This window comes from Sporosarcina sp. FSL K6-6792, assembly GCF_038004885.1.
GTDB lineage: Bacteria > Bacillota > Bacilli > Bacillales_A > Planococcaceae > Sporosarcina > Sporosarcina psychrophila.
Genome location: NZ_JBBOSA010000001.1, coordinates 3275444 through 3298134 on the forward strand (window position 1 = coordinate 3275444; position 22691 = coordinate 3298134).

The following is a 22691-nucleotide window of genomic DNA, read 5'->3' on the forward strand; positions in this document are numbered from 1 at the left end:
CAAAGTATTGAGATATCTACTATACTATGTCACAAGATGGAAAACTGAATATCACAAACTCTTATCAAGAGCGGCGGAGGGAATAGGCCCTGCGATGCCCGGCAACCAGCAAGTGACTAACTTGCAAAGGTGCTACTTCCTACAGATTCGTGCGAACGGTCTGAAAGATAAGGGGAGGAATAAGCGAAAGCGTAACCCTCTTCTTAAGCGAAGGGGGTTATTTTTCATTCCAAAAATACCCCTAACGTCTCCGCCCATTACAATCAAATCCATCTAAAAAACTCTGGAGGTAATGACGATGACAAAACTTCAACCCGAAACACTTCTTCTGCACGGTGGACAAAAACCGGATCCTGTAACAGGTTCACGCGCAGTTCCAATTCATAGAACCTCATCATTTGTATTCCGTGATACAGAACATGCTCAAAAACTATTTGCACTACAAGAAGCAGGCAATATCTATACGCGAATTACAAATCCGACTGTTGCAGTTTTTGAAGAGCGTATTGCGCTTCTTGAGGGTGGTACGGCGGCAGTTGCATTCTCCTCAGGTATGGCAGCTATCGCTTTCTCTATCTTGAACGTAGCTGGTGCTGGAGATGAAATTGTCGCAGCAAGCAATTTATATGGCGGTACTTATAATTTATTCGCCGCTACACTTCCACGCTACGGTATCAATGTAAAGTTTGTCGATGCAACAGATCCTGAAAACTTCCGTGCAGCAATTACAGATAAAACAAAAGCAATATTCGCAGAAACAATCGGTAACCCGAGTCTTCATGTACTCGATATTGAAGCGGTTGCGGACATTGCGCATGAAAACGGTCTACCGCTTCTTATTGATAGTACATTTGCTTCGCCATATGGTTCGAATCCTATCGAATTTGGTGCGGATGTTGTCATCCATTCCGCTACAAAATGGATTGGCGGACACGGTACCACGATCGGTGGAGTTGCTGTTGATGCGGGTACATTTGACTGGACGCAAGGGAGGTTTCCTGGCTTCACAGAGCCTGATGCGTCATATCATGGTCTCCGTTACGGAATTGATACAGCAGCGGCGGCATTTGCGACTAAACTACGCGTTCAACTATTGCGTGACTTCGGACCTTGCTTAGATCCAGATAGTGCATTTAATTTCCTCCAAGGACTTGAAACACTGCATTTGCGTGTGACAAGACATAATGAAAATGCCGTTAAAGTAGCGGAGTTCTTGAAAAAACATCCATCTGTCGAATGGGTAACATATACAGGCAACGAAGATCACCCATCTTATGACCTTGCGAAAAAGTACTTGAAAAACGGCTTCGGTTCCATTATTGTATTTGGTATTAAAGGTGGACGTGATGCAGGCCGGAACGTGATTGATAACGTCAAAATCTGGTCGCATGTTGCGAATGTTGGGGATGCAAAATCACTAATTATCCATCCAGCTTCAACGACGCATCAGCAGCTTGGGCCTGAGGACTTGAAAAAATCAGGTGTGACTGAAGAATTGATCAGACTATCGGTGGGCCTTGAATCTGCGGAAGATATTATTGCAGACCTTGCACAAGCAATCGAACTAGCGGTACCAGTAACAGTATAATTTTTTGGTGACAAGAAAGGGCGTGACAATCGTGGAGACGGGGATAGTGGAAATCGGGCATCTGGTATTGGAATCAGGAGTCGTCTTGGTAAATGTACAGCTTGCCTATGAAAGAACGGGCAGGTTGGATGCACCCCATGTACTTGTTTGTCATGCCTTGACAGGAAGTCACGTGACAGTTGGAACGGTTGACTATCCGGGTTGGTGGAGCGGTCTTGTCGGCAAAGGAAAAAGTATCGATACAAATGAATTATCCGTTATCTCTTTTAACGCACTTGGCGGAAGTGACGGATCAACAGGACCGTTAACTGTAAATCCGGACACAGGCGAGCTGTATAGAAATTTATTTCCAGAAGTAACGATTCGAGATATGGTGCATGCAGAACGGAGAGCGCTGACGGTACTAGGTGTCAATCGGTTAAGGGCGGTCATCGGGGGGGCGCTCGGTGGCATGCGTGTACTGGAATGGGGCATTATGTATCCCGAGGCTATGGATATTCTTTTCCCGATGGCAGTGACACCACAATCAACTAAAATTGGGAACATGGCATCTCCTTTTGGGAATAGCAGAAATGACATGGAGAGCTTCTACCCCTTAATCCGTGCGATGAATACGCATGACATCGGCCGTGGTCGAGGAGGCGTTGAACTAGCTTCCCGCCTGATATCTGCAAAAGTGGTGGCGTTTGCTTTTACACACGATCCGATGTATCCGACGGATGAAATTCGAACGTTCGCCTATATGATTCCCAACTCTATATATTGTTTGGTCAATACAAAACATGCCTATGAAAGTTTTTTAACGGAATTTGAAAAATGGGGACTCATCATCAAACAGTCCATGGAGGTGGCGTTATGGCGTCAATCAAAGTCGCTCTACTTGGCTTCGGCACTGTAGGTGAAGGGATTTATAGGATTTTGAATGAAAGGAAAGAAGAGATTAAGCGGGAAATGGGCTGTACAATCGACATTGTTTCCATTTTGGTCCGGGATAAGGAGAAAGAACGTCTAGCGACACCTGGAACGAAGATAACGGATGACATTCAAGAAATCCTGTTAAATCCGGACATTGACCTCATATTTGAGGCGATTGTTGGAGAAGAACCCGCTTATACGTTTCTTTCGGATGCAATAGAAAAAGGTTTTCATATAATAACTGCGAATAAGACGATGTTTGCGAAACATGGTCCGGCGTTACTAAAACATGCGGAGTTCCGTGGAGTTTACGTTGGGTATGAAGCAACGACGGCGGGTGGTATACCGATTATCCGTACGGTGACAAACTTGTTACCGACAGACCGGGTGTTACGAATTAGAGGTATTTTGAATGGCACTTCCAACTTCATCTTAACGAAAATGCGGGAAGAGGGAATTCCATTTAAAGCCGCGCTTCACGAAGCACAGGCGCTTGGCTATGCGGAAGCGGATCCATCGGACGATATAAGTGGCAAAGATGCCTTTCGAAAACTGATGATTTTGAGCGCACTTGCATTCGGTACGCAACCAAATTGGCAAGACGTTTCGGTTGTTGGAATCGACAAGATTACTATTGAAGATGTGGCGGATGCATCTAAGGCTAAGCTTCGTTATCGGCATGTCGCTGATATTTTGATTGACGAGAAGGGGACATTGCACGGAAGTGTTGGCCCGGTACTTATCGGAACTCATCATTCGCTATATGGTGTCGATGGTGTGGACAACGCAATCATCGTTGAAACTGACTATCTCGGTGCCTTAACACTTGTCGGTCCGGGTGCAGGTATGTACCCGACGGCAAGCGCAATGGTCGGAGACTTCCTTCAAATGATTGGAAAACGTGAAAAGGTTCTTGTTCATAGTTAAGAAAAAGCGATTCCATTTATGGAATCGCTTTTTCTAGTTATTACTTTAATTTCATCAACTTTAATTCGGCTTTCAACGCTTTGAGCAACGCGACAACCATGAGTAGCATGACGAAAGAGAACGGCAATGCAGCGATGATGATCGTGTTTTGCAAAGCGGTGAGGCCGTTGACAGATAGCAAAATGAGCGCAATTGTCGATTGGATAACGCCCCAAATGAGCTTCACATTATTCGGCGGTGTCAACGAACCATTCGTTGACTGCATGCCAAGGACAAATGTTGCTGAATCGGCTGAAGTAACGAAGAACGATACAATCAATAAAATTGCGAAGACTGATATCATGAACGACATTGGCATAACATTGAACATTTCGAAAATCGTCAGTTCTGTACTGGATTGCGTCAAGTCGACAAGCCCTTTTTTCTGGATATCAATCGCTGTCGTTCCAAAAGCTGAGAACCAGAACGTAACCAGCAAAGTAGGTGCAGCAAGTACGCCAATCATGAACTCCCTGATTGTACGGCCTTTTGAAACACGGGCAATGAACATACTGACAAACGGTGCCCATGAAATCCACCATGCCCAGTAGAATATTGTCCAGTCGTCAAGCCATTTCCGGTCGGTAGAGTCCAATGGTGCTGTACCGAAACTCATTTGGACAAGGTTTGAAAAGTAGCCGCCAAACGAATCAGTGAACATATTGAAAATGAGTAATGTCGGTCCAAGAACGACGATAAATCCAAGCAGTGCAAGAGCAAGGACTAAATTTGTATTTGATAAATATTTTATGCCCTTACTTAATCCTGACCATGCAGATGCAACGAACAGGACCGTGACGATTGCGATGATGACAAATTGTGAAAAGATATTGATCTCAACACCAAATAAGTAGTTTAGGCCTGCATTAATTTGAACAGCGCCGAAGCCGAGTGATGTAGCGACGCCGAATGCTGTTGCGAAAACGGCGAGTACATCGACGAGAGTACCCCATGGTCCAACCATTTTTTCACCGAATATCGGCTTCAATGTTGCTGAAATTAATCCCGGTTCCCCTTTGCGGAACTGGAAGAAGGCTAACGATAGCGCAATGACTCCGTACATGGCCCATATGTGAATCCCCCAGTGAAAGAAAGATTGACGTAAGGCTTCTTTGAAAGCAGCATCCGTATTTGGATCTTCCGAAGCAGGACTGATTGCAAAGTGTGATAATGGTTCAGCGGCACCATAAAAGACTAGGCCGATACCCATCCCAGCGGAAAACAGCATGGCAACCCATGTAACTGTTGAAAACTGCGGACGGTCCGTATCTTTTCCAAGCCGGATTTTTCCGTATGGACTGACGATGAAAAAGAAACTGAGCGCTAACATAAATGACATGAGCAGCATATAGTACCAACCGAAAGACGACGCAACAAAGTTTCGGACATTCGTTGTAACAGCCTCAAAACTTTCAGGTGCAAACGCGCCATATCCGACGGTCAAAATAATCAGACCAATTGTGATGTAAAAGACATTTGAAATTTTCTTCATAATTCCCCCTCGTGGAGCTGGTAATTTGGAAACAGCTTCTTACTATACTAGCAAAGCATATTGAAAGCAACCAATCGATGTATTTAGTATTTTCTCTTATAGCGATTTCCATACCTTTAACGGAACGATACCCTATCTTAAATAAAACAAAACCGGCTGAAAATCCGTAGATTTTCAACCGGTTTTTCAATCTTCATCTTTAATGTCACGATCGGGTGGAATAGGTTCGTTCCGCCATTCATCGATTTGGTGTTTTAACATTTCGAGCTGTTCTAAATAGAGTCCAAACTGATCTTTGTTAATAAGGAATTTTTCACCATCATGGACGGAACGGATGCGACCTTCCCGCACGTACTTTTCTACTTGTTCGACAGGCATACCTAGATGTTCAGCGGTTTCTTGGATTGTTATGTACATCGATCCATCTCCTTAAAAAATCCCTCTATTTCAATCGCTAACAGTGAAATGGAGGGGATGGGTTATGTTAAATAAGTTTTTCGAATTTCAAACGTTTATTTAAAATCATCATAATCGGAATCCCGATAGCCATAACGACGAATTCACCTATTGCGACTGTTAACCAGGTAAGTAGGAAAGGCAGTTCTAATGCTAGGTTCAACTCGAAAGCAATGATGAACATTGTAAAGGTGAAGACAAGCGTGTTGAAGACCATTCGCTTGAATATTCCAGATATGAATTTAGCAGAGAAAATTGTAATTGAAAGGGCTAGGATTGATTGGCTTACCCCAAAAAATAAGTCATACATACCAAGTGGGGAAAATAAGTTTGTCACAAATACACCAAGCACAATTCCAAATATGAGCTTTTTATTGAACACGACAAGATGGTTGAACATCTCAGGGATTCTAAATTGGATGGCTGAGTATGCTAATGGTGCTATTAATAGGGAAACAGCTACATATAAAGCGGCGATAATCCCGCTAATGGCCATTGTTTTTATTTTCATTATTCATTTCCTCCTAGTTTTTTTAGCGTGGGATGGTTGACGAACCACGTGTTAAAAAGCCTGCAATCCAGTGTATCATAGTGTTTTTGATTCGTACATGTCAATACATGTGAAAAATGAAGAAGTAAGAATTTGGATAGGATAAATATCGATGTTCGAAGTCTTGTTGTGGCCATGAAACAGCTCGGTATAAATGATTGAGCAAAGTGTAGGAAGATGAATGTGGTTAATCAGGGCGAGGGAAAAGAGCTATCAACCTCTAGGGGAAATAGCTCTTCTTTGGGAGTTTAATGAATTTTCTAACCCTTCGGATCTAAAGGTTTGTTCGCTTTTCCATCCAGTTCCGTATGGCAGTAATAACTTCTTTTAATTCCATCCCGCTGTCCGTTAGCTCATATCCAACTATAGTAGAAGAAGGCTCAAGTTGTTTTTTTGTAACGAGGCCTTCTTTGATTAATTCATTCAGTCGTTCTGTTAAAAGTCGATCTGATATCCCTGGAATACCCTCAGTGATTTCATGAAAACGCTTGGGTCCGGACATCAGTGTATAAATAATTACCCCCATCCATCTCTTACCAATAAATTCAATTGTATCGTGAAAGTTGTTGCAGACATGTGATGAATTCCCACAATTTTTCGGTTGATTCACTAGTCGAACCTCCATTCTGCTTTATCTTTCATCTATCTTAACATGTATCGTTAGGGTTGACATAACAAACTTACTAATGGTAAGTTGAATGCAGTTACTTACTATTAGTAAGTTTTAGAAAGGGAGGCAATACAATGACTACAACATTGAACTCACATTTATATAGTGTAATGAAGGACAGAAAATCGGTAAGGGTGTTCGATCCGAACGCTACAATCGCAAAAGAGGAAATTGCAGAAATGCTGAAGCTGGCAACAATAGCTCCTTCATCTAGTAACCTGCAATCTTGGAGTTTTATAGTTATCCAGGACCCCGAGGTGAAGAAAGAACTGCAAGTAATCGCTAACAATCAAGTCCAGGTGGGGGATTCATCTGCCGTTATCGCTGTCTTAGGTAATATCGATGCGTATAAAAAAGTGGAGCAAATCTATACACAAAATGTTGCAGAAGGTCATATGGATGAGTCGATTAAAGATCGTACGATTGCCAGTACGAATGCGGTCTATCCAACTATTCCAAGAGAGGCAAGAATGAATATCGCTTCTTTTGATGCGGGGCTTGTTTCTATGCAATTGATGTTGATTGCCAAAGAAAAAGGCTATGATACTTCAACAATAGGTGGCTTTGATAAAGTGAAATTTGCTGAGAGATTCGACCTTCCTAGTGATCAATTCCCAATTGTACTGATTGCCTTAGGAAAGGCCGCTGCCCCGGCATATGGGTCTTCCCGCTTGCCTTTAGATGAAGTTGTGCGTTTTATATAAGAAATTTCTTGCCCGGGATGCTACATGCATTTCGGGCTTTTTTGTATACAGATTTTTAGCTTATATTAATAACAATTATTGACATTATGTTAAGTTGTATTTATGGTTAATACTAATTAACTGTTAATCGGAACGAAAGAAGGTGTTGTAATGGATTCTAGGTTATCTAACAATATGAAAGAGATTATTAAACGTAGAAGAGATGAATTGCAATCAGATTCCGAATACCAAGATGTGATTGATAATAAGGCATCTGCAAAACAAGCGAGCTAACGACAAGGTTAAAATTTAAGTCAAATACTGTAAGTTAATTATTAACAGACCTGAGAAAAATCAATAAAGAAAATCGTAGGGAATTGAAAATAAAACTCAATCAATTAAGAAGGATAGCCTATTTCGAAAAACGTACATAAGTTGAGCAAACGATTAATGAAAATAGTAGGAAAAGTTAGGAATGAAGGATATTCAGGAGTTACATCGTATATATTTCAAAAACCGGAAAATATTATAACTCAAAAAAAGGGAGGTGGATAACATGGTATATAAAAGGGAATCAATCCATATTGTATGGCTAATCTTATTATTACTTGTTTTGGCTTCTAATTTTGCTTTATATCGCTCTTCCTTTGGCCTTAACCTGTTGCCTACGAAAACGAATGGTGTCGTACTAGGTTCCATCCTTGATTTAACCATTGTGGCACCCGTTTTATTTTTAGCTTGGCAACGTAAAATGAGTTGGAAGTATCTGATTGTGTTGATGGCTGGGGGCCTTATGGTTGCACGCTTTATGATTCCGATGGAGTATTTAGCTCCTTTTAAGACGATTACGTTAGCAGGTTTTGCAATAGAAGGTGCACTCGTTTTACTTGAAGTTCTGTTGTTAGTAACTCTTTTTAAATATTTACCCGAAATCATTCGAACGGTGAAGAAAAGCCCTTTACCACTTTTATTTTCTTTCTCTCATGCAGTGGACGAAAAGGTAAGAAAGCATCCGATTATTCAAGTGATTTGTTCGGAAATGCTCATGTTTTATTATGCTTTTTGTATTTGGAAAAAGAAACCGCAAGAAAAAGACAATACGTTCACACTCTACAAAAAATCAAGTTTAATCGCCTTTCAAGTGATGATGATCCATGCAATTATGATTGAAACAATCGGTATTCACTGGTGGTTGCATGACAAATCATTTATTTTATCGCTTATTCTGCTAGTGATAAACATCTACTCAGTCCTGTTATTTTTAGGTGATATTCAAGCACTACGCTTCAATCCTTTGCAGATAGAGCATGAAAGTATGTATGTTTCTCTAGGTTTGATGAAGCGTATGGAAATCCGATGGGAAGATATTGAGGAGATAATAGAAGACCCTGATGTATTGGAACAAAAATTTTCGAAGAATACGATTGATTTTATTGCACGTGATTTTGAGAAAGTGTACCCGAGTGTCCTATTAAAGTTGAAATATCCAGTAGAAGCGACACTGTTGATGGGGGTAAAGAAATTCTATGATCAAGTAGCTATTCGAGTAGATGATTCGGAGAGGTTTAAAGAACTGGTGAAGCAAAAGTTATGAAGATAGATATTGTACCCCACCAGTTTAGCTAGGTTCGTATAATCAACTGTGGATTCAATTAAGTAGAATTAAGGTATTGGAAAATTTGATTTATGTGGTATCTTCTACTGTAGAGAGAGTAAGGGGGAATCACTTTGTCACAACGTATTTCATATCTAGTCGTGCTGGTAGGTGCGATACTTTGGGGGACGACTGGCACAGCCCAAACATTCATGCCGCAAACGATTCATCCGTTGGCAGTTGGGGCATCGAGGCTTGCTATAGGGGGTTTTTCGTTACTAGTTATTTTGCTCATTATGCGTAAAATCGATTTTCGAAATTGGCCGTGGAAATCTACCTTGTACGCAGCTATTTCAATGGCTATTTTTCAATACTTATTTTTTTCTTCTGTAAGACTAACGGGGGTTGCTATAGGCACGGTCGTCACAATCGGAAGTGCTCCAGTTTTTTCTGGAATCATTGAATGGTTACTATTGAAACGCCGCCCGACCCGGGTGTGGATCATGGCGACAGCACTTGCAATTATAGGGTGTGCACTGCTCTTTTTAAATAGAGATGGGATTGTTGTCAATCCAGTGGGAATCGCGATGTCACTTGGAGCTGGATTGTTGTTTGCCTTTTATACACTCGTCAATAAAGACGTACTAGACAAGGTAGATCCTGTGCCTGCTGTTGCGGTTATCTTTTCGATGAGTGCGATAATGCTCATGCCATTCTTGTTTTTATTCGAAACGGAAGGGCTTATGACGGGGCGTGGAATTTCTGTTGTGTTGTATCTTGGGATCGTCACAACCAGTGTGGCATATATCCTGTTTTCAGCCGGGTTGAAACGGATACCTTCATCGTCAGCAGTCACGCTGTCACTTGCTGAACCACTTACTGCTGCTATATTGAGTGTGATTGTTGTAGGTGAGCGACTGACTGGAACGTCGTGGATGGGTATTGCGATGTTGCTTGGTGGAATTCTTGTGTTGACGTTGAGTGGTAGGAAAGTGAAAGTTTGAACAGTCTTGTTTGTTTTTGAAATTCAAAATACAGGAAGCTTTAAAGGCTTCCTGTATTTTTTTTGTTTTTCGATTTGGAATAAAGCTTTGTAGCGATAAAACCGACCAAGATTAGCATCGTTGCTAGGATTCCACCTTCTAGACCGAATGCACCACCAGTCAGCCAATCATGTCCCTCGACTAGTTCAACACTATAGATGCCATTTGGTGCAGTACCGCTTACCGCAAATCCAAAAACATTCCCTTGGAAGTAGTTCCACGTAATATGATAACCAATTGGAAGCCACAAACTTTTTGTGGCGTCAAACATATAAGCGAATAAAAGCCCGACCAGTGCAATATTCATTAATCCTAAAAGACTTACATTTGGATTTGCACCATGGGCGATGCTGAAAATTAAAGCGGATGCTACGTAGATAACCCACTTTTTATTTCCCCTACTTGCCATGGTGGACATGACATATCCTCTAAAGAACATCTCTTCAAAGATTCCGACAAGAATAAATAGAACTAGAAAAGTAATCATAAATATTGAGAAGTGAGGGTTTGACAATGAATTAAGGAGTGTCACATTGCCGGTCGCCATCAATACAATAAAAATAAAGATAATCGATAATGCACCAAGAAACAGTCCAAACCATAAGTCTTTCAACGAACCTCTAAAGCCGAGCTCTTTCATGGAACCCTTATTTATAAAACGCCATAGTAAAAAAGTAATCACTATTCCACCGACTGTACCACCGCCTTGCATTAAAAGGAAAATCCAAGGGTGTGAATCGAAAGCAGTTTGCATATCGAGATAACTAAATCCCTCACTAAAAGGTGCTTCAGTGAACATCAATAAAAGAATCCCTGGAAGTGAGAATAACTGTTGAACAATTAGCATGGCTATAAAAGTTAGTAAAATAAGCCAGCCAGCCCTTACTTGACCTGATTGGTTTTTAAACATCTTATCCCTCCCAATTTCCACTGTTTTCATACCGAATAGTCGTGAGCTGGCTGTCGCGGTTGTGCTTGCCGAATGGCTGCAAGTAGTAGAAGAAACATGATATCCATAACTAAGGCGCCCATTGTCAGCATGAATGTAAGTGTGATCCATTGGTCCTCAGCTATATTCATGGAAAATGACATGAGCATAAGCACGGATAAGTGGATAGCTATATAAAATGTATAGACACTTTTCGTCTGGTTTATCAATGCTTGATTAGCATAGTCATTGACAATACTTTTTAGAACAGCGAAAAGAAAATAGGCGACAATCAGTTTTAGGACGAGTAAAGCAAGTGAATAGACTTCCCAAATACCGAGATAATGCGCAGAAAGATTAACGAAAATTGCCGGGAAAGAAATGACTATGCCTAGTCCGGCTACGATTCCTGCTTTTTTTGCATGAGGATATTTATCGATAAGCATGAAGCATCCGGAGTAAATCAAATAATATCCGACAGGGTCAGCTAGCCAATCAAAACCAATATGGACCCGGAAAAAAATGAAAAGATACCCCCAGAACATATACCTTAATGCTTTATCCATTGGTATCCCCCTTTGTTTTCTCCTTGATAATTGCATTGACATCTTTTTGTTCCAAATAAGGTTGATGATTGAATCTGACGGTTGTTGAGAAAACCCTGCCTGACTCTGACTTTCCGGACATATGTATACTTAAATCAAATACTGCTTTGAGGTTTTTAGAAATGCTACTGTACACGCTTAGTCTTTCACCATTCTTCAAGTCGAATGGAAGTTGAACATTTTTCAAATCTAGCCCAGGCAACTTCCTCCACTCTTTTTCCATCGGATCGAGAAACTCTTTCTCAGTGGGCTGGGAAACTGTAGGGTTACTCGGCGAGTTTATTTTAATAAGGAAATTATCCTGTAAGACTTCTTGATATGAACCTTTAATTGTATCGACTGTAAGGGGCTCAGTAGCTCGATAATCTGCGTTATTATAGTTACTACCCATCATTGTACTTACTTGTTCGAGTGGGACTCTTTCATTGAAGTACGGAAAGATATTCACGATGCCAATGGGGGTTGTTATCTTTTTTCCATTTGAAAAAAAGATGTCCATTTCAGTGAAAGAATAAATTTCAGGAACAGAGGGTTGTTCTAAGTCGAACCTCACATTGACACTTCTTAACACATGATTATTAAATGACTGTCTATTTTGAATTCCTTCGTCTGTAAAATAAGGGTCTTCTGGATAGCCGATTAGTTCACCAGTAGAAACAGACGAGACTACTGAAGAGTCATTCTTGTTCGTTAAATAATAAAACGTTATATATATATAATCCTGCAACTCCACATCAATATAATGATCCAAGAAAATAGGCTTATCTAGTTGCTTGGAGTGAGCGTAAATAGAGTTTGAAATCCAACTTATACCAATCAGGATTAGTGCGATCCAAAATAAACGGGGTTTCATAATATATCCTCCTTTGTTTGTTAATTGGTATATTACCTTAGTATACCAAATTGAAATGACCGAGTGACAGTCACCTGGTCATATTTTCTTGAAACAGCCTAATTTTACCTAATAAAAAAACACCCTCCTGTGTAGTTAGTTTAGTTACTAACTGAATCGATACAGGGGGTGTATATTCAAGTTTTACATGGTTGTATTAGGGCTACTGAACTTTATTCAACTTGCTGAGTTTTCATCACTTTGTTCATAAAACATGCACCTAGAATTGCGACCAAACAAATTGAGCCTACTATCCAAAATGCCAAAGAATTTATCCCACTGAACACTTGTTGATAAAATAGAGCTCCAAATACTCCACCAAGTAATGGGCCAACAATTGGAACCCAAGCATAACCCCAATCGGATGATCCTTTTCCGGGAATCGGTAAGAAAAAGTGAGCTATTCTTGGACCTAAGTCACGTGCGGGGTTAATCGCAAAACCGGTTGTTCCTCCAAGTGACAAACCAATGGAGAGGACAAGAAATCCGATGATTAGTGGATTAAGTCCTTCCGTAAATTCATTTGCACCAATCGCTAATATCCCGAGAACGAGTACGAATGTACCGATCATTTCACTTACTAAGTTGGAAATAGGCTTTCTTATGGCCGGAATAGTTGAAAATATAACTAACTTTTGGCCTTTATCGCTTGTTTCTTCCCAGTGTGGTAAATAGTTAACGTAAACAATGACTGCTCCGATAAAAGCACCAATGAGTTGAGCTAAAATATACGACGGAACATTTGCCCAAGGAAAAGCCCCAATTACGGCTAATCCTACTGTAACTGCCGGATTAATATGGGCGCCACTTATCCCGCCTACGGCATAAATAGCTACTGCTACAGCGAGACCAAAGCCCATCGTGATCACAATCCAACCGGAATTTTGTGCTTTAGTTTTATTAAGCACAACTCCGCCAACAACACCGCAACCTAAAATCACTAAGATCATTGTTCCAACTAATTCACCTATAAATGCCGACATAGGAAATCCCCCCTGATTGTCGATACGGGATAGAAAAACATCCACAGCTCGTTTTCGAATTTCCGAAGATTTTGTCGTGGATGTTATCATCTATGTTAAAAGAGTTATCTCTTTATCAGTCCGTGTGGATCGATAACAAACTTTTTCGCTGCGCCTTTATCAAAAACTTGGTAGCCATTCGGTGCCTCTTCTAATGAAATAAGTGTAGCATTTACTGCCTTGGCAATTTGAGCTTTCCCGCTCAGTATTGATTTCATTAAAAACTCATGGTACTTCATGACAGGAGTTTGTCCCGTAACGAAATGATGTGCTTTTGCCCAGCCTAATCCCATTCGGATTTTCAGCGTCCCAAATTTGGCATCTTCATCAGTTGCTCCTGGATCTCCAGTTACGTACAAACCTGGAATTCCTAATTTGCCTCCAGCACGTGTCACTTCCATAATTGAGTTAAGAACAGCTGCAGGTGCTTCTCCTCGATTAGGTCCGTTACCATGTGCTTCAAACCCGACGCAGTCAACAGCACAATCGACTTCAGGAGTACCAAGTATTTGTGCAATTTGTTCGCCTATATCATCATGCTGACTAAGGTTGATCGTTTCACATCCGAAACTTCTCGCTTGTGCCAATCGATCTTCAATCATATCTCCTACAATGACACATGAAGCACCGAGCAGTTGTGCTGAATGAGCGGCTGCTAATCCCACTGGGCCAGCGCCAGCTATATATACAGTCGACCCGATTGTGACTCCAGCACTGTATGCTCCGTGAAATCCTGTTGGAAAAATATCTGATAGCATAGCAAGGTCAAGAATTTTTTCCATCGCTTGTGCTTTATCTGGAAACTTTAGTAGTTGGAAATCAGCGTAAGGAACCATTACATACTCCGATTGTCCACCGACCCACCCACCCATATCAACATAACCGTAAGCTGATCCAGGACGGTCTGGATTTACGTTTTCACAAATATGAGTGTCTTGTGATTTACAATTTCTACAGCGACCACAAGCAATATTAAAAGGCACGGAGACAAGATCTCCGACTTTCATGAATTCTACGTCCCGACCTGCCTCAATGACTTCGCCGGTAATTTCATGTCCTAATGCTAGACCGCTTGGTGCAGTTGTCCTACCGCGCACCATATGTTGATCACTCCCGCAAATATTTGTAGCAACGACTTTTAGAATGACACCGTGATCACACTTACGTCCGACATTTAATGGATTTACCCCGGGTCCATCTCGTAACACCAAGTCCGGAAAGCCAATATTTTCGATTGAAACTATTCCAGGCTTATTGTATACAACAGCACGGTTTGACATTAACATTACCCCCAATAGTAGTTTGTCCTTGCACCTTATCAATATGTAAGTCTCTGTCCAAACATGCAATAATCATTTGAATTGATGGGGACAGTCACTTAGCTAATTCAAAAGCAAACACAAAAGTTTGGATTAACGTGTTTGTTTGGAATCTTGATACAACACTTCTTAAGACTTTCTTCATAATTACAATTGGTAAATGTTAAGATTTGGCGGGTACAATTGGTATCATAGAGTTAAGAAAAGCGAGGTGCGGAAGATGGCGAAGTTCACGGTGTTGGTAGCGGATGACGATCAGGATATCCGTGACGGGATTGAAATTTATTTGAAAAATGAAGGATACGACGTACTAAAGGCGGCGGATGGCAAAGAGGCGATCGAGTTATTGGAGTCGAACGACGTCCATCTTCTCATTCTCGACATTATGATGCCGAATATGGATGGTATTACGGCGACATTCAAAATTCGAGAAGTGCGCAATATCCCGATTATCATGTTAAGTGCAAAAGCGGAGGATTCAGATAAAATTCACGGTTTATCTGTGGGAGCCGATGACTATGTGACCAAACCGTTCCATCCAATGGAATTGATGGCACGTGTGAAGTCTCAATTACGTCGATATATTCAATTTGGTACATATGACGGTCAGAAAAAAGTAGAAATCGACGGACTTGTTCTTGATGAAGAGGCGAAGGAAATAACCGTCGATGGTGATGTAGTAAAGCTGACTCCTATCGAATACAAAATCACAGAATTACTGATGAAGAATGCAGGACGTGTGTTTTCTATCAGTGAAATCTATGAACGGGTTTGGAACGAGGCGGCGTACAATGCTGAAAATATTGTCGCAGTTCATATTCGTAAAATTCGTGAGAAAATCGAAGCAGATCCGAAAAATCCAAGGTATGTAAAGGTGGTATGGGGCATTGGTTACAAAATCGAAAAATGATTATACTACTTTCTGGTCGATTCTTGCAATTGTTATAGCGGCACTGAGTATTGGTTACTGTTTCTCCTATATCATCGACTTGGTCGGCAATGGTGTGGAGCGTTCTAGTCGGGCCATCGCCCAATTAAACAGGCTAATTAAAGGAGGCGTTTAATGATGAAGATTAATAAATCGCCCCTAATATTATGGGCTATACTTGCAGCGGTGTTTTTAATGGCACTGATTTCAATTGTACAGAAGGGTCCTCAATATATCGGAAATAGTTTCGTCGAAACGGAAGACTTTAAATCCAGTATGAATACTTTTTATGAAAACATCGGTCCAACCGTTTTGAATCCGGTTAATTTGGAAGAAGCAGAAAAAAAGATTCTGGTAGCGAAATCGGAAATTGAGGAACACCGTAATCAGTACGGATCATTGTCAGAGCAAATCGCCAATATCCAAGACCAATACGTGAATCGGATTGCTGATGCAGAAGCGGCGAAAAGTGAAAAGTTGAAATCCACATTAATCAAGGAAAGAGACGATAAAATAGATGATATCCAACAAAATTTTGAAAGTGATGCGCATGTAGAAGCAAAAATTAGAGCTGAAAAGGCAGCTTTCCTGAATCGCTATTTGATTGAAAATCAAGAACAGAGCTTTGAAGGTTTCCCAGTTGCATATAAATTTAAAGATACCAAAACAGGAGAAACGTTCACTTCAGGCGATATCAATGCTTCTGCTGCTTATAAAAGAACCTTTAATGAAGGAAATGGTTATTTTAAAGCACAGTCAATACCAGCACTGGAGAATTGGGGTTCCGTAGGTTATGTGAGAAGTGAAATTGAAATGGACTGGGACGACATGTTATCAATCAGCAATCCTGCGCGGGCATTTGAAGGAGTAGTCATCGTTCCGAAAGTTGCTTTGAAAGATGGATTACTCAGTCATGAAGTAAAACGATATAACCAGGACAGATACTTTTCGTTTGTTCTTTGGTTAGTAGGGGCACTCGCATTAGTTGTGTTATTCACAAAACTAAAGTTTAAAAATGAATGGGTAACTCAAAATCGCATAGTCTTGAAATATGATCAACTCAAAATTGATATGAAAGTAATGCTATTGGGTATTTCTGTTTTCGCACTATACGTTGCATTAACTGCCATGTCACACAGGTTCTCATATTTCATTTTCGTGAACAGTATGGAGTCTTGGATAGCGATCGTGATACAGTTTGCATTTCTTGTTCTGTTCTTATTAGTAACTGTGTTTCAAATCGTTAATGGAATAATAAGATTGGAACATGAAGGGGTACTTGTACAAGACATCGCAGACAGTTACACAGTGAGATTCCTTGGAGCTTTTAAAGAGATGTTTTTGAAAAAGTCAATTGGCGTTCAGACATTCATTTTACTCATCGGCTTTTTCCTTGCTGGAATTGGTTTCGTAGTCGTTTTACTGATGCCTCCGTCTTTAATTCTCTACATTCCGGCTGTACTTTTTCTAGGCTTACCGGCACTTTATATGTTGGTGAAACGTTCGGCCTATTTGAACCGAATTATCTTGGCTACGGAAGAAATGGCGAACGGTCGCCTTCATGAAGAAATTAAGGTCGAAGGGAAGTCACCGCTTGCCGAACACGCGAAGAATTTGAATAGCTTGCGTGAAGGTGTCCATGTATCAATGACTGAACAGGCGAAAAGCGAACGACTGAAAACAGAACTAATTACGAATGTCAGTCATGATCTCAGGACTCCATTGACATCAATTATTACCTACACGGATCTCTTGAAAAAGGAAGACATTACAGCTGAAGAACGTACAAAATATGTAGACATTTTAGACAAAAAGTCACAGCGTTTGAAGACGTTAATCGAGGATTTATTCGAAGTATCGAAAATGGCAAGTGGTAACTTGGAGCTTAACAAGCAGCGTGTTGATATGACGCAATTACTCCAACAAGCACTTGCAGAGCACGAAGAAGAAATCTCGAAATCAGGACTGGATTTTAGGGTGAATTTCCCTGAAGCTGCACTCGTTGCTTATGTGGACGGGAAAAGATGGTGGCGCGTATTGGATAACTTGATTGTTAATGCCATCAAGTACACATTGCCGGGTACCCGTGTCTATATTACGCTTCGAAAAGTAGGGGATACGGCCGAATTCGTCGTGAAAAATGTGACGAAGTATGAGCTCGGTGAAAATATCGACGAATTATATGAACGCTTTAAACGGGCGGATACATCACGCCATACAGATGGTTCAGGACTTGGTCTTGCGATTGCGCAATCCATCGTTGATTTGCATAATGGGAATATGAAAATCGAAGTAGATGGGGATTTATTCAAAGTAACGGTCGTCGTGGCGGCGGTTTAACAAATAGATATACAAATAATAAGCTGTATGCAAAGCCCTTATAGAAGGGGAATGTGTACAGCTTTTTTTGTCATGTGGCCTTATTCAATAGAAGTACATGATATAGACACCGATAAGTAGTACACCAATATCTGCACACATGTGAATCGTCCAAGAGGGCAAAATTGTTCCGCTTTTTTCATTGGCAAGTTGAAAGATAACTCCACCAACCCAGAGCCCTGTCACAGCGAGTATAAGAAGAGCTGAGCTGAACCATGGAAGAAAAATTGAAATATGATAAATGGCAAACAGGAATGACGGTAAAATAAACCGAATCCGAGACTTGCCAACAAGATTTGGCAACAGACCGCGGAAGTAAAATTCCTCTAACATCGAATTGCCGAACAGTATATAGAGAGCGATGAACGGGAATGTTGTAGTCGTTATACCTGCACTAGCAAGGTCAACTAGAAGTGCAGCAATATCTATGAAAGGCTGTAAGATGATGAACGCCGCAAAGATAATCCCCATAATCGCAACTCCAGAACCAATCGCAATCAACATGCTTTTTCGATCAGTTTGGACCAAGCGTAAGAATGGGAATCCCGTCTTGCGGAATAATAGGAGTGGGACGAGCAGGAATAGAGTCACTTTCGCCGCCGTTTTCCAGATGTATGTAACTTCTACTGATTGTTCAATCCACAGTAGAAAAGTGATGCTGAATAACGATAAAATAATTCCCCGAATCATAGTAGATCCTCCAATCATTGATTCAGTATTGGACGACCAAATAATGTATAAAGTTTCATTAAAATTAATAAAATGGAAATATGGAAAGGGAGCGCTTTTCAAGCGCTCCCTAAGAAAAAAACTATATATGTTGACCAAATAAATACCCATATAAATTGAGCGAAGGCGCCTTTTAAGGGGGAGCCAAAGTCATAAGACTGGCAGGATCCCCTAGCGCAGTAGCAAATTCAGTGGTTTCTTTATTTCAACATATATAGCAAGTATGCTGGTACTAGATGCACAACATCCTTAATTAACCAATGAAGCAAGCACCGATAATAATTAACAGGATGAAAAGCACAATAATTAACGCAAATGAGCTTCCGCTCTCATATCCTCCGTATTGACCCATTGTCAACACTCCTTTCATGAATGGTCTAATTTAGCTTATGCAAATAGATTACTAGGCACTAAGTACAAACGCCTTTATGACTGCCAAAGAAATAATTGCTTTTGGTTATTTAGAAGAATAGTTTAGCTGACAAGTAGATGGATAGACGTGGTAATTGGAGTGGCCATCCTGCTGTCTAGTATGGGATTCTACTTGCTTGTTTAATGAAATGTGTTGTATCATTAGTTTAAAATATGGGAATAGAATCACTATTCGAAGAAGGAGGATCAATAGATACTATGACAAAATCAGATGGTAAGTACCCAAACAAAGAAGATCTTGAACCGAAAGTGAAAGGGGTAGCTAATTCCGATGAGCTTCCACTCGCGGATCCATCCGATTCGAATACATCGGATGTCTTTAGAAAAAACACCTTGGACAAGACTGGTGAGAATGAACAGTCAGCATACGGAACATACAAAACAGACACGGGTTATAATAAGCCAAGGTCGGGCGAACAATACCCTTTTGGTGAAAAACATCAAGAAGATAACAAGTTTGATCACGAAACACACGAAAAATGGAATAAAGAGAAACCGAACGAAGATCCATTTAAACCATAACTTAGTAGCGGTCGCCCCTTTGTGGAGCGACCGTTTTGATTTGTAGGTAAGATGCGGTAGAGTAGAAGAGAAGCAAAGAAAGGGATGATTATCATCGAAACAATGAATCAGTTAAAATTCACACGTATTTATACACTTGGCCGTCTTGTAAAGTCAAAAGCAGAAGCTTGGGATGCACAACCAACAGGATTCAATAACACGATTCGTTGGAATGCGGGTCATATTTTTGTAACGATGGAAACACTCATTCAAAAAGCGGTGGAAGGTTATGAACCTGTCCATCCCGAATGGATCTCTCTTTTTGTGTCGGGATCAGGCCCTAACGACTGGGAAGGAAATGCTCCATCAACAGACGAGCTCCTCGCGGCTTTAGAGGAACAGCCAGAACGTGTCGTTAAAGCGCTCGAAGGTAAACTAAGCAATACGTTACAGGAACCGATGTCAATTGGACCCTTGCATACAATGGTGACAGTTGAGGCAGTCGTTCAATTTGCAGTGTGGCATGAAGGCGTTCATGCAGGCATGATTAATGCTTTGAACCGTTTGGCTTCAGAATAATTCATTAAAAAAAGCAGTCATCACACGTCAGGTTAATCTGACGTAAGATGACTGCTTTTCAATTTACTAATTCATGCTTAAATGCATAAATGACTGCTTGTGTCCGGTCTTGCACTTCTAGTTTAGATAATAGATTGCTAACATGTGTTTTCACTGTTTTCAGTGCAATAAATAAATCATCTGCGATTTCCTGGTTCGTTTTACCTTTCGCAAGGTGCAATAATACTTCAAGTTCACGTTCCGTCAACTCATCATGGGGCTGCCGTTCATTGCCTGCTCGCATTTTGCGCATCATTTTTGTTGTGACTTCAGGTTCCAATACTGTTTGTCCTTTTAATGTTTCACGGATGGCCTCTGCAATTCGCTTCGCATTCGATGTTTTTAATATATAGCTGATTGCGCCTGCTTCGAGTGCTGGATATACTTTGTCATCATCTAAAAAACTTGTCACGATAACGATTTTTGCTTCCGGCCACTCCTTAATGATGGCAGCAGTTGCTTCGGCACCGTTCATTTCCGGCATCACCATATCCATCAATATAATATCGGGGCGTAACTCAAGTGCTTTTCCTACGGCTTCGCGCCCATTTACCGCTTCGCCGATGACTTCCATATCGGGCTGAATCTGTAGATAGGCAGAAACACCGATTCTCACCATTTCATGGTCATCCACTAACAGGATCTTGATCATTCGGGCCATCTCCTTTTCGAGCAGGTAATTTCACTTCCACAATCGTCCCTTGAGAGGGAACGGAAACGATTTTGCATGTTCCACCGATTTCAATTGCACGTTCTTTAACGTTTTGCAGACCATATGAGCCGCCTTTTCCATCACTATCTTTGAATCCGATACCATTATCTTGCACCCGGAAAATTGCGAGCCCGTCTCGTTCCACAAATAGCACATCGACTTCCGTGGCTTGTGCATGGCGCAGTGTATTGGACAGCGTCTCCTGCGCGATTCGGAATAACTGGTCTTCCGCACCTTTTGATAATGTCACTTCTTCCAAACGGAATCGGATATCGAATAGCACTTTTTCCCTTAATTCAATTAAAAGTTCTTCAAGTCCTTCGGCAAGTGATTTGTTATTCAAGGGCGCCGGTCGTAAATGGAGTAGCAAGGCGCGCATTTCCAGTTGCGCCTGTTGGACGATTCGCTCGACTTGGAGTACCGGTTTTTGTGCTATAGCAACTTCGTTATTTTCCGTAATAGCGGATAATAGCATCGATGCGGCGAACAGTTGCTGGGATACAGAATCATGTAACTCGCGCGCGAGTCGCTGTCGTTCTTGTATAATTCGTTCTTGGATAAGTTTGTCTTGCTCCTCCGCACGCTCATCTATGATCCGTTGCAGACTTTTTCGCTGCGTATGAATGACCGTTGATACGGTCCCGATTGCCCGGTCCATACGGGGAGAGAACTTCTCGATTGAATCAGTTTCTAGCTCAGTGTCGATCAACCCTGTTATTCTTTGCTCGATTGCTTTCTCTTTTGAACTTCCTAAAAAACCTGTCCATATAGCGATTCCCCAGGCAAGCAAGAAAATAGTAGTCAAAATCCACAAGCCAAGCGAAACATTCGCAAATTGCAATTCATAAAATGCAAACCAACTTTCTTCTATTGGCAAACCAAGAAGGAAATAGATGTACACCGCTGCAATCGCAATAAATAAAATTGATAAAACAAGTCCGCGTCCGATGACTGCCTTCATTTTCGTGTCACCTCGACATCTCCGCCCCAAGTGGAAAGCGTAATGATAAGTTCAGGGGAATCAGCAGATTTCCCTTCATAGCTATCTTTCATATGGAGCGATTCATTAATGAGCCGTTTCCGATAAATATTGAAAAGCTTAGCATCACCGATTAATGTCGTGTAATGAATGCGTACGGGGATTTCGTAAGGTAAGTCAATTTTTATTTTTCCGATACCTTGCCTAACAGAAATTAAAGAAGTTCCTTTTGGCAGTACTGTATCCGTTACATCGATGTGAATATCACCAAAGAATCCGTGGATATGGATGTCCTCCCATTCATAAGACGCAAAGGGGGATGACTGGACGGAAAATAGTTTGTTTTTCCAAATTCCGTTGGGCGTTTCTCGTTGAAGATCTTTGAGAGGACGCATTATTTCCTCCGACGGCACGCCCTTCCATAGTTTTACGAGGACGTAGATGATGACGGTGAAAATGAGCATCCGTAAACTCCACAATGTGAAAAGTGCCATTGCGATAAAAAACAGGCCAGGTAAAAATAGCAGCTTCGATCGTTTCCGCAAACCGTAATAAATTAGTCCGGCACCAAGAAGGACGAACACGATATTGCCGTTATGAAAGAAAGCTGCCTCCACAAAAATGAGTAGCAGGAAAGTTAGCCCCCAAAATGTGATTTTGCTTGTATCGATTCGTTTCATTTTGTTATTC

General features: G+C 41.1%; 25 protein-coding genes and 2 riboswitches. Of the genes, 11 read left to right on the forward strand and 14 right to left on the reverse strand.

Annotated features, from left to right (window positions below):
• The first annotated feature begins 58 nt into the window (after nucleotides 1-58).
• Nucleotides 59-174: riboswitch (SAM riboswitch) on the forward strand.
• Between the two features lie 124 nt (nucleotides 175-298).
• Genes MKZ26_RS16045 through MKZ26_RS16055 form a run of 3 tightly spaced genes read left to right on the forward strand, consistent with a single transcriptional unit; the run spans nucleotide 299 to nucleotide 3430 of the window.
• Nucleotides 299-1588, forward strand: coding sequence for an O-acetylhomoserine aminocarboxypropyltransferase/cysteine synthase family protein (locus MKZ26_RS16045; RefSeq protein ID WP_187046140.1), 1290 nt, complete (start codon nucleotides 299-301; stop codon nucleotides 1586-1588).
• Between the two features lie 31 nt (nucleotides 1589-1619).
• On the forward strand, nucleotides 1620-2486 hold the full coding sequence (locus tag MKZ26_RS16050) for a hypothetical protein (RefSeq protein ID WP_340766775.1): 867 nt from the start codon (nucleotides 1620-1622) through the stop codon (nucleotides 2484-2486).
• Complete coding sequence (locus tag MKZ26_RS16055; RefSeq protein WP_340766776.1) at nucleotides 2444-3430, forward strand: homoserine dehydrogenase; 987 nt, start codon at nucleotides 2444-2446, stop codon at nucleotides 3428-3430. The genes MKZ26_RS16050 and MKZ26_RS16055 overlap by 43 nt, the downstream gene beginning before the upstream one ends.
• 40 nt (nucleotides 3431-3470) lie before the next feature.
• On the opposite strand, the gene MKZ26_RS16060 is transcribed toward MKZ26_RS16055, so the two are convergent.
• From MKZ26_RS16060 to MKZ26_RS16075, 4 genes are all read right to left on the reverse strand, one after another.
• Nucleotides 3471-4961, reverse strand: a complete 1491-nt coding sequence (locus MKZ26_RS16060) for a BCCT family transporter (RefSeq protein ID WP_067213572.1) — start codon at nucleotides 4959-4961, stop codon at nucleotides 3471-3473.
• Between the two features lie 186 nt (nucleotides 4962-5147).
• Nucleotides 5148-5378, reverse strand: a complete 231-nt coding sequence (locus tag MKZ26_RS16065; protein ID WP_067213571.1) for an excisionase family DNA-binding protein — start codon at nucleotides 5376-5378, stop codon at nucleotides 5148-5150.
• Nucleotides 5379-5445: 67 nt separating this feature from the next.
• Complete coding sequence (locus tag MKZ26_RS16070; protein ID WP_067213570.1) at nucleotides 5446-5928, reverse strand: QueT transporter family protein; 483 nt, start codon at nucleotides 5926-5928, stop codon at nucleotides 5446-5448.
• 7 nt (nucleotides 5929-5935) lie between these two features.
• A riboswitch (PreQ1 riboswitch) is annotated at nucleotides 5936-5982 on the reverse strand.
• A 259-nt stretch (nucleotides 5983-6241) separates the two neighbouring features.
• Nucleotides 6242-6577: a winged helix-turn-helix transcriptional regulator gene (locus MKZ26_RS16075; protein WP_340766777.1), complete on the reverse strand. Its 336-nt coding sequence runs from the start codon at nucleotides 6575-6577 to the stop codon at nucleotides 6242-6244.
• A gap of 134 nt (nucleotides 6578-6711) precedes the next feature.
• On the opposite strand from MKZ26_RS16075, the gene MKZ26_RS16080 reads away from it, so the two are divergent.
• From MKZ26_RS16080 to MKZ26_RS16095, 4 genes are all read left to right on the forward strand, one after another.
• Nucleotides 6712-7341, forward strand: coding sequence for a nitroreductase family protein (locus tag MKZ26_RS16080; protein WP_338654732.1), 630 nt, complete (start codon nucleotides 6712-6714; stop codon nucleotides 7339-7341).
• Nucleotides 7342-7491: 150 nt separating this feature from the next.
• Nucleotides 7492-7614 carry a hypothetical protein gene (locus MKZ26_RS16085; RefSeq protein WP_340741058.1) on the forward strand — a complete coding sequence of 41 codons (123 nt, stop codon included), beginning with the start codon at nucleotides 7492-7494 and terminating at the stop codon, nucleotides 7612-7614.
• 262 nt (nucleotides 7615-7876) lie between these two features.
• Entirely contained in the window at nucleotides 7877-8914 is a 1038-nt protein-coding gene (locus tag MKZ26_RS16090; RefSeq protein WP_340766778.1) for a beta-carotene 15,15'-monooxygenase, read from the forward strand.
• A 134-nt stretch (nucleotides 8915-9048) separates the two neighbouring features.
• Nucleotides 9049-9918 (forward strand): DMT family transporter, encoded by an 870-nt coding sequence (locus tag MKZ26_RS16095; protein WP_067213566.1) that lies wholly within the window; start codon nucleotides 9049-9051, stop codon nucleotides 9916-9918.
• A gap of 40 nt (nucleotides 9919-9958) precedes the next feature.
• On the opposite strand, the gene MKZ26_RS16100 is transcribed toward MKZ26_RS16095, so the two are convergent.
• The 5 genes from MKZ26_RS16100 to fdhA form a co-directional block, all read right to left on the reverse strand.
• The gene (locus MKZ26_RS16100) at nucleotides 9959-10867 is read right to left on the reverse strand and encodes a CPBP family intramembrane glutamic endopeptidase (protein ID WP_340741056.1); all 909 of its coding nucleotides are present in this window, start codon (nucleotides 10865-10867) and stop codon (nucleotides 9959-9961) included.
• Between the two features lie 26 nt (nucleotides 10868-10893).
• On the reverse strand, nucleotides 10894-11451 hold the full coding sequence (locus tag MKZ26_RS16105; RefSeq protein WP_340766779.1) for a hypothetical protein: 558 nt from the start codon (nucleotides 11449-11451) through the stop codon (nucleotides 10894-10896).
• Entirely contained in the window at nucleotides 11444-12343 is a 900-nt protein-coding gene (locus MKZ26_RS16110) for a hypothetical protein (protein WP_340766780.1), read from the reverse strand. Before MKZ26_RS16110 ends, MKZ26_RS16105 begins: the two co-directional genes overlap by 8 nt.
• A 212-nt stretch (nucleotides 12344-12555) precedes the next feature.
• Complete coding sequence (locus MKZ26_RS16115) at nucleotides 12556-13365, reverse strand: MIP/aquaporin family protein (protein WP_340766781.1); 810 nt, start codon at nucleotides 13363-13365, stop codon at nucleotides 12556-12558.
• Between the two features lie 104 nt (nucleotides 13366-13469).
• On the reverse strand, nucleotides 13470-14690 hold the full coding sequence (gene fdhA, locus MKZ26_RS16120) for a formaldehyde dehydrogenase, glutathione-independent (protein WP_067213562.1): 1221 nt from the start codon (nucleotides 14688-14690) through the stop codon (nucleotides 13470-13472).
• Between the two features lie 253 nt (nucleotides 14691-14943).
• Between fdhA and MKZ26_RS16125 the strand changes: the two genes are divergently transcribed.
• Nucleotides 14944-15633 (forward strand): response regulator transcription factor, encoded by a 690-nt coding sequence (locus tag MKZ26_RS16125; protein WP_067213561.1) that lies wholly within the window; start codon nucleotides 14944-14946, stop codon nucleotides 15631-15633.
• A 153-nt stretch (nucleotides 15634-15786) separates the two neighbouring features.
• A complete protein-coding gene (locus tag MKZ26_RS16130; protein ID WP_340766782.1) occupies nucleotides 15787-17991 on the forward strand; it encodes a sensor histidine kinase in 2205 nt (734 codons plus the stop codon).
• 84 nt (nucleotides 17992-18075) lie between these two features.
• Here MKZ26_RS16130 and MKZ26_RS16135 read toward each other — a convergent pair whose 3' ends face one another.
• On the reverse strand, nucleotides 18076-18720 hold the full coding sequence (locus MKZ26_RS16135) for a CPBP family intramembrane glutamic endopeptidase (protein ID WP_067213559.1): 645 nt from the start codon (nucleotides 18718-18720) through the stop codon (nucleotides 18076-18078).
• A gap of 292 nt (nucleotides 18721-19012) precedes the next feature.
• Entirely contained in the window at nucleotides 19013-19111 is a 99-nt protein-coding gene (locus tag MKZ26_RS16140) for a YjcZ family sporulation protein (protein ID WP_156476121.1), read from the reverse strand.
• 278 nt (nucleotides 19112-19389) lie between these two features.
• Here MKZ26_RS16140 and MKZ26_RS16145 point away from each other — a divergent pair, with 278 nt between their 5' ends.
• Complete coding sequence (locus MKZ26_RS16145; protein ID WP_340766783.1) at nucleotides 19390-19713, forward strand: hypothetical protein; 324 nt, start codon at nucleotides 19390-19392, stop codon at nucleotides 19711-19713.
• 84 nt (nucleotides 19714-19797) lie between these two features.
• Nucleotides 19798-20271, forward strand: coding sequence for a DinB family protein (locus MKZ26_RS16150; RefSeq protein ID WP_340766784.1), 474 nt, complete (start codon nucleotides 19798-19800; stop codon nucleotides 20269-20271).
• Nucleotides 20272-20329: 58 nt separating this feature from the next.
• Here the strand turns inward: MKZ26_RS16150 and MKZ26_RS16155 are convergent, their stop codons facing one another.
• Genes MKZ26_RS16155 through liaF form a run of 3 tightly spaced genes read right to left on the reverse strand, consistent with a single transcriptional unit; the run spans nucleotide 20330 to nucleotide 22681 of the window.
• Nucleotides 20330-20962: a response regulator gene (locus MKZ26_RS16155; RefSeq protein WP_067213557.1), complete on the reverse strand. Its 633-nt coding sequence runs from the start codon at nucleotides 20960-20962 to the stop codon at nucleotides 20330-20332.
• Complete coding sequence (locus MKZ26_RS16160; RefSeq protein ID WP_067213556.1) at nucleotides 20937-21983, reverse strand: sensor histidine kinase; 1047 nt, start codon at nucleotides 21981-21983, stop codon at nucleotides 20937-20939. Before MKZ26_RS16160 ends, MKZ26_RS16155 begins: the two co-directional genes overlap by 26 nt.
• The gene (liaF, locus tag MKZ26_RS16165) at nucleotides 21980-22681 is read right to left on the reverse strand and encodes a cell wall-active antibiotics response protein LiaF (RefSeq protein WP_340766785.1); all 702 of its coding nucleotides are present in this window, start codon (nucleotides 22679-22681) and stop codon (nucleotides 21980-21982) included. The genes MKZ26_RS16160 and liaF overlap by 4 nt, the downstream gene beginning before the upstream one ends.
• Nucleotides 22682-22691 lie beyond the last annotated feature (10 nt).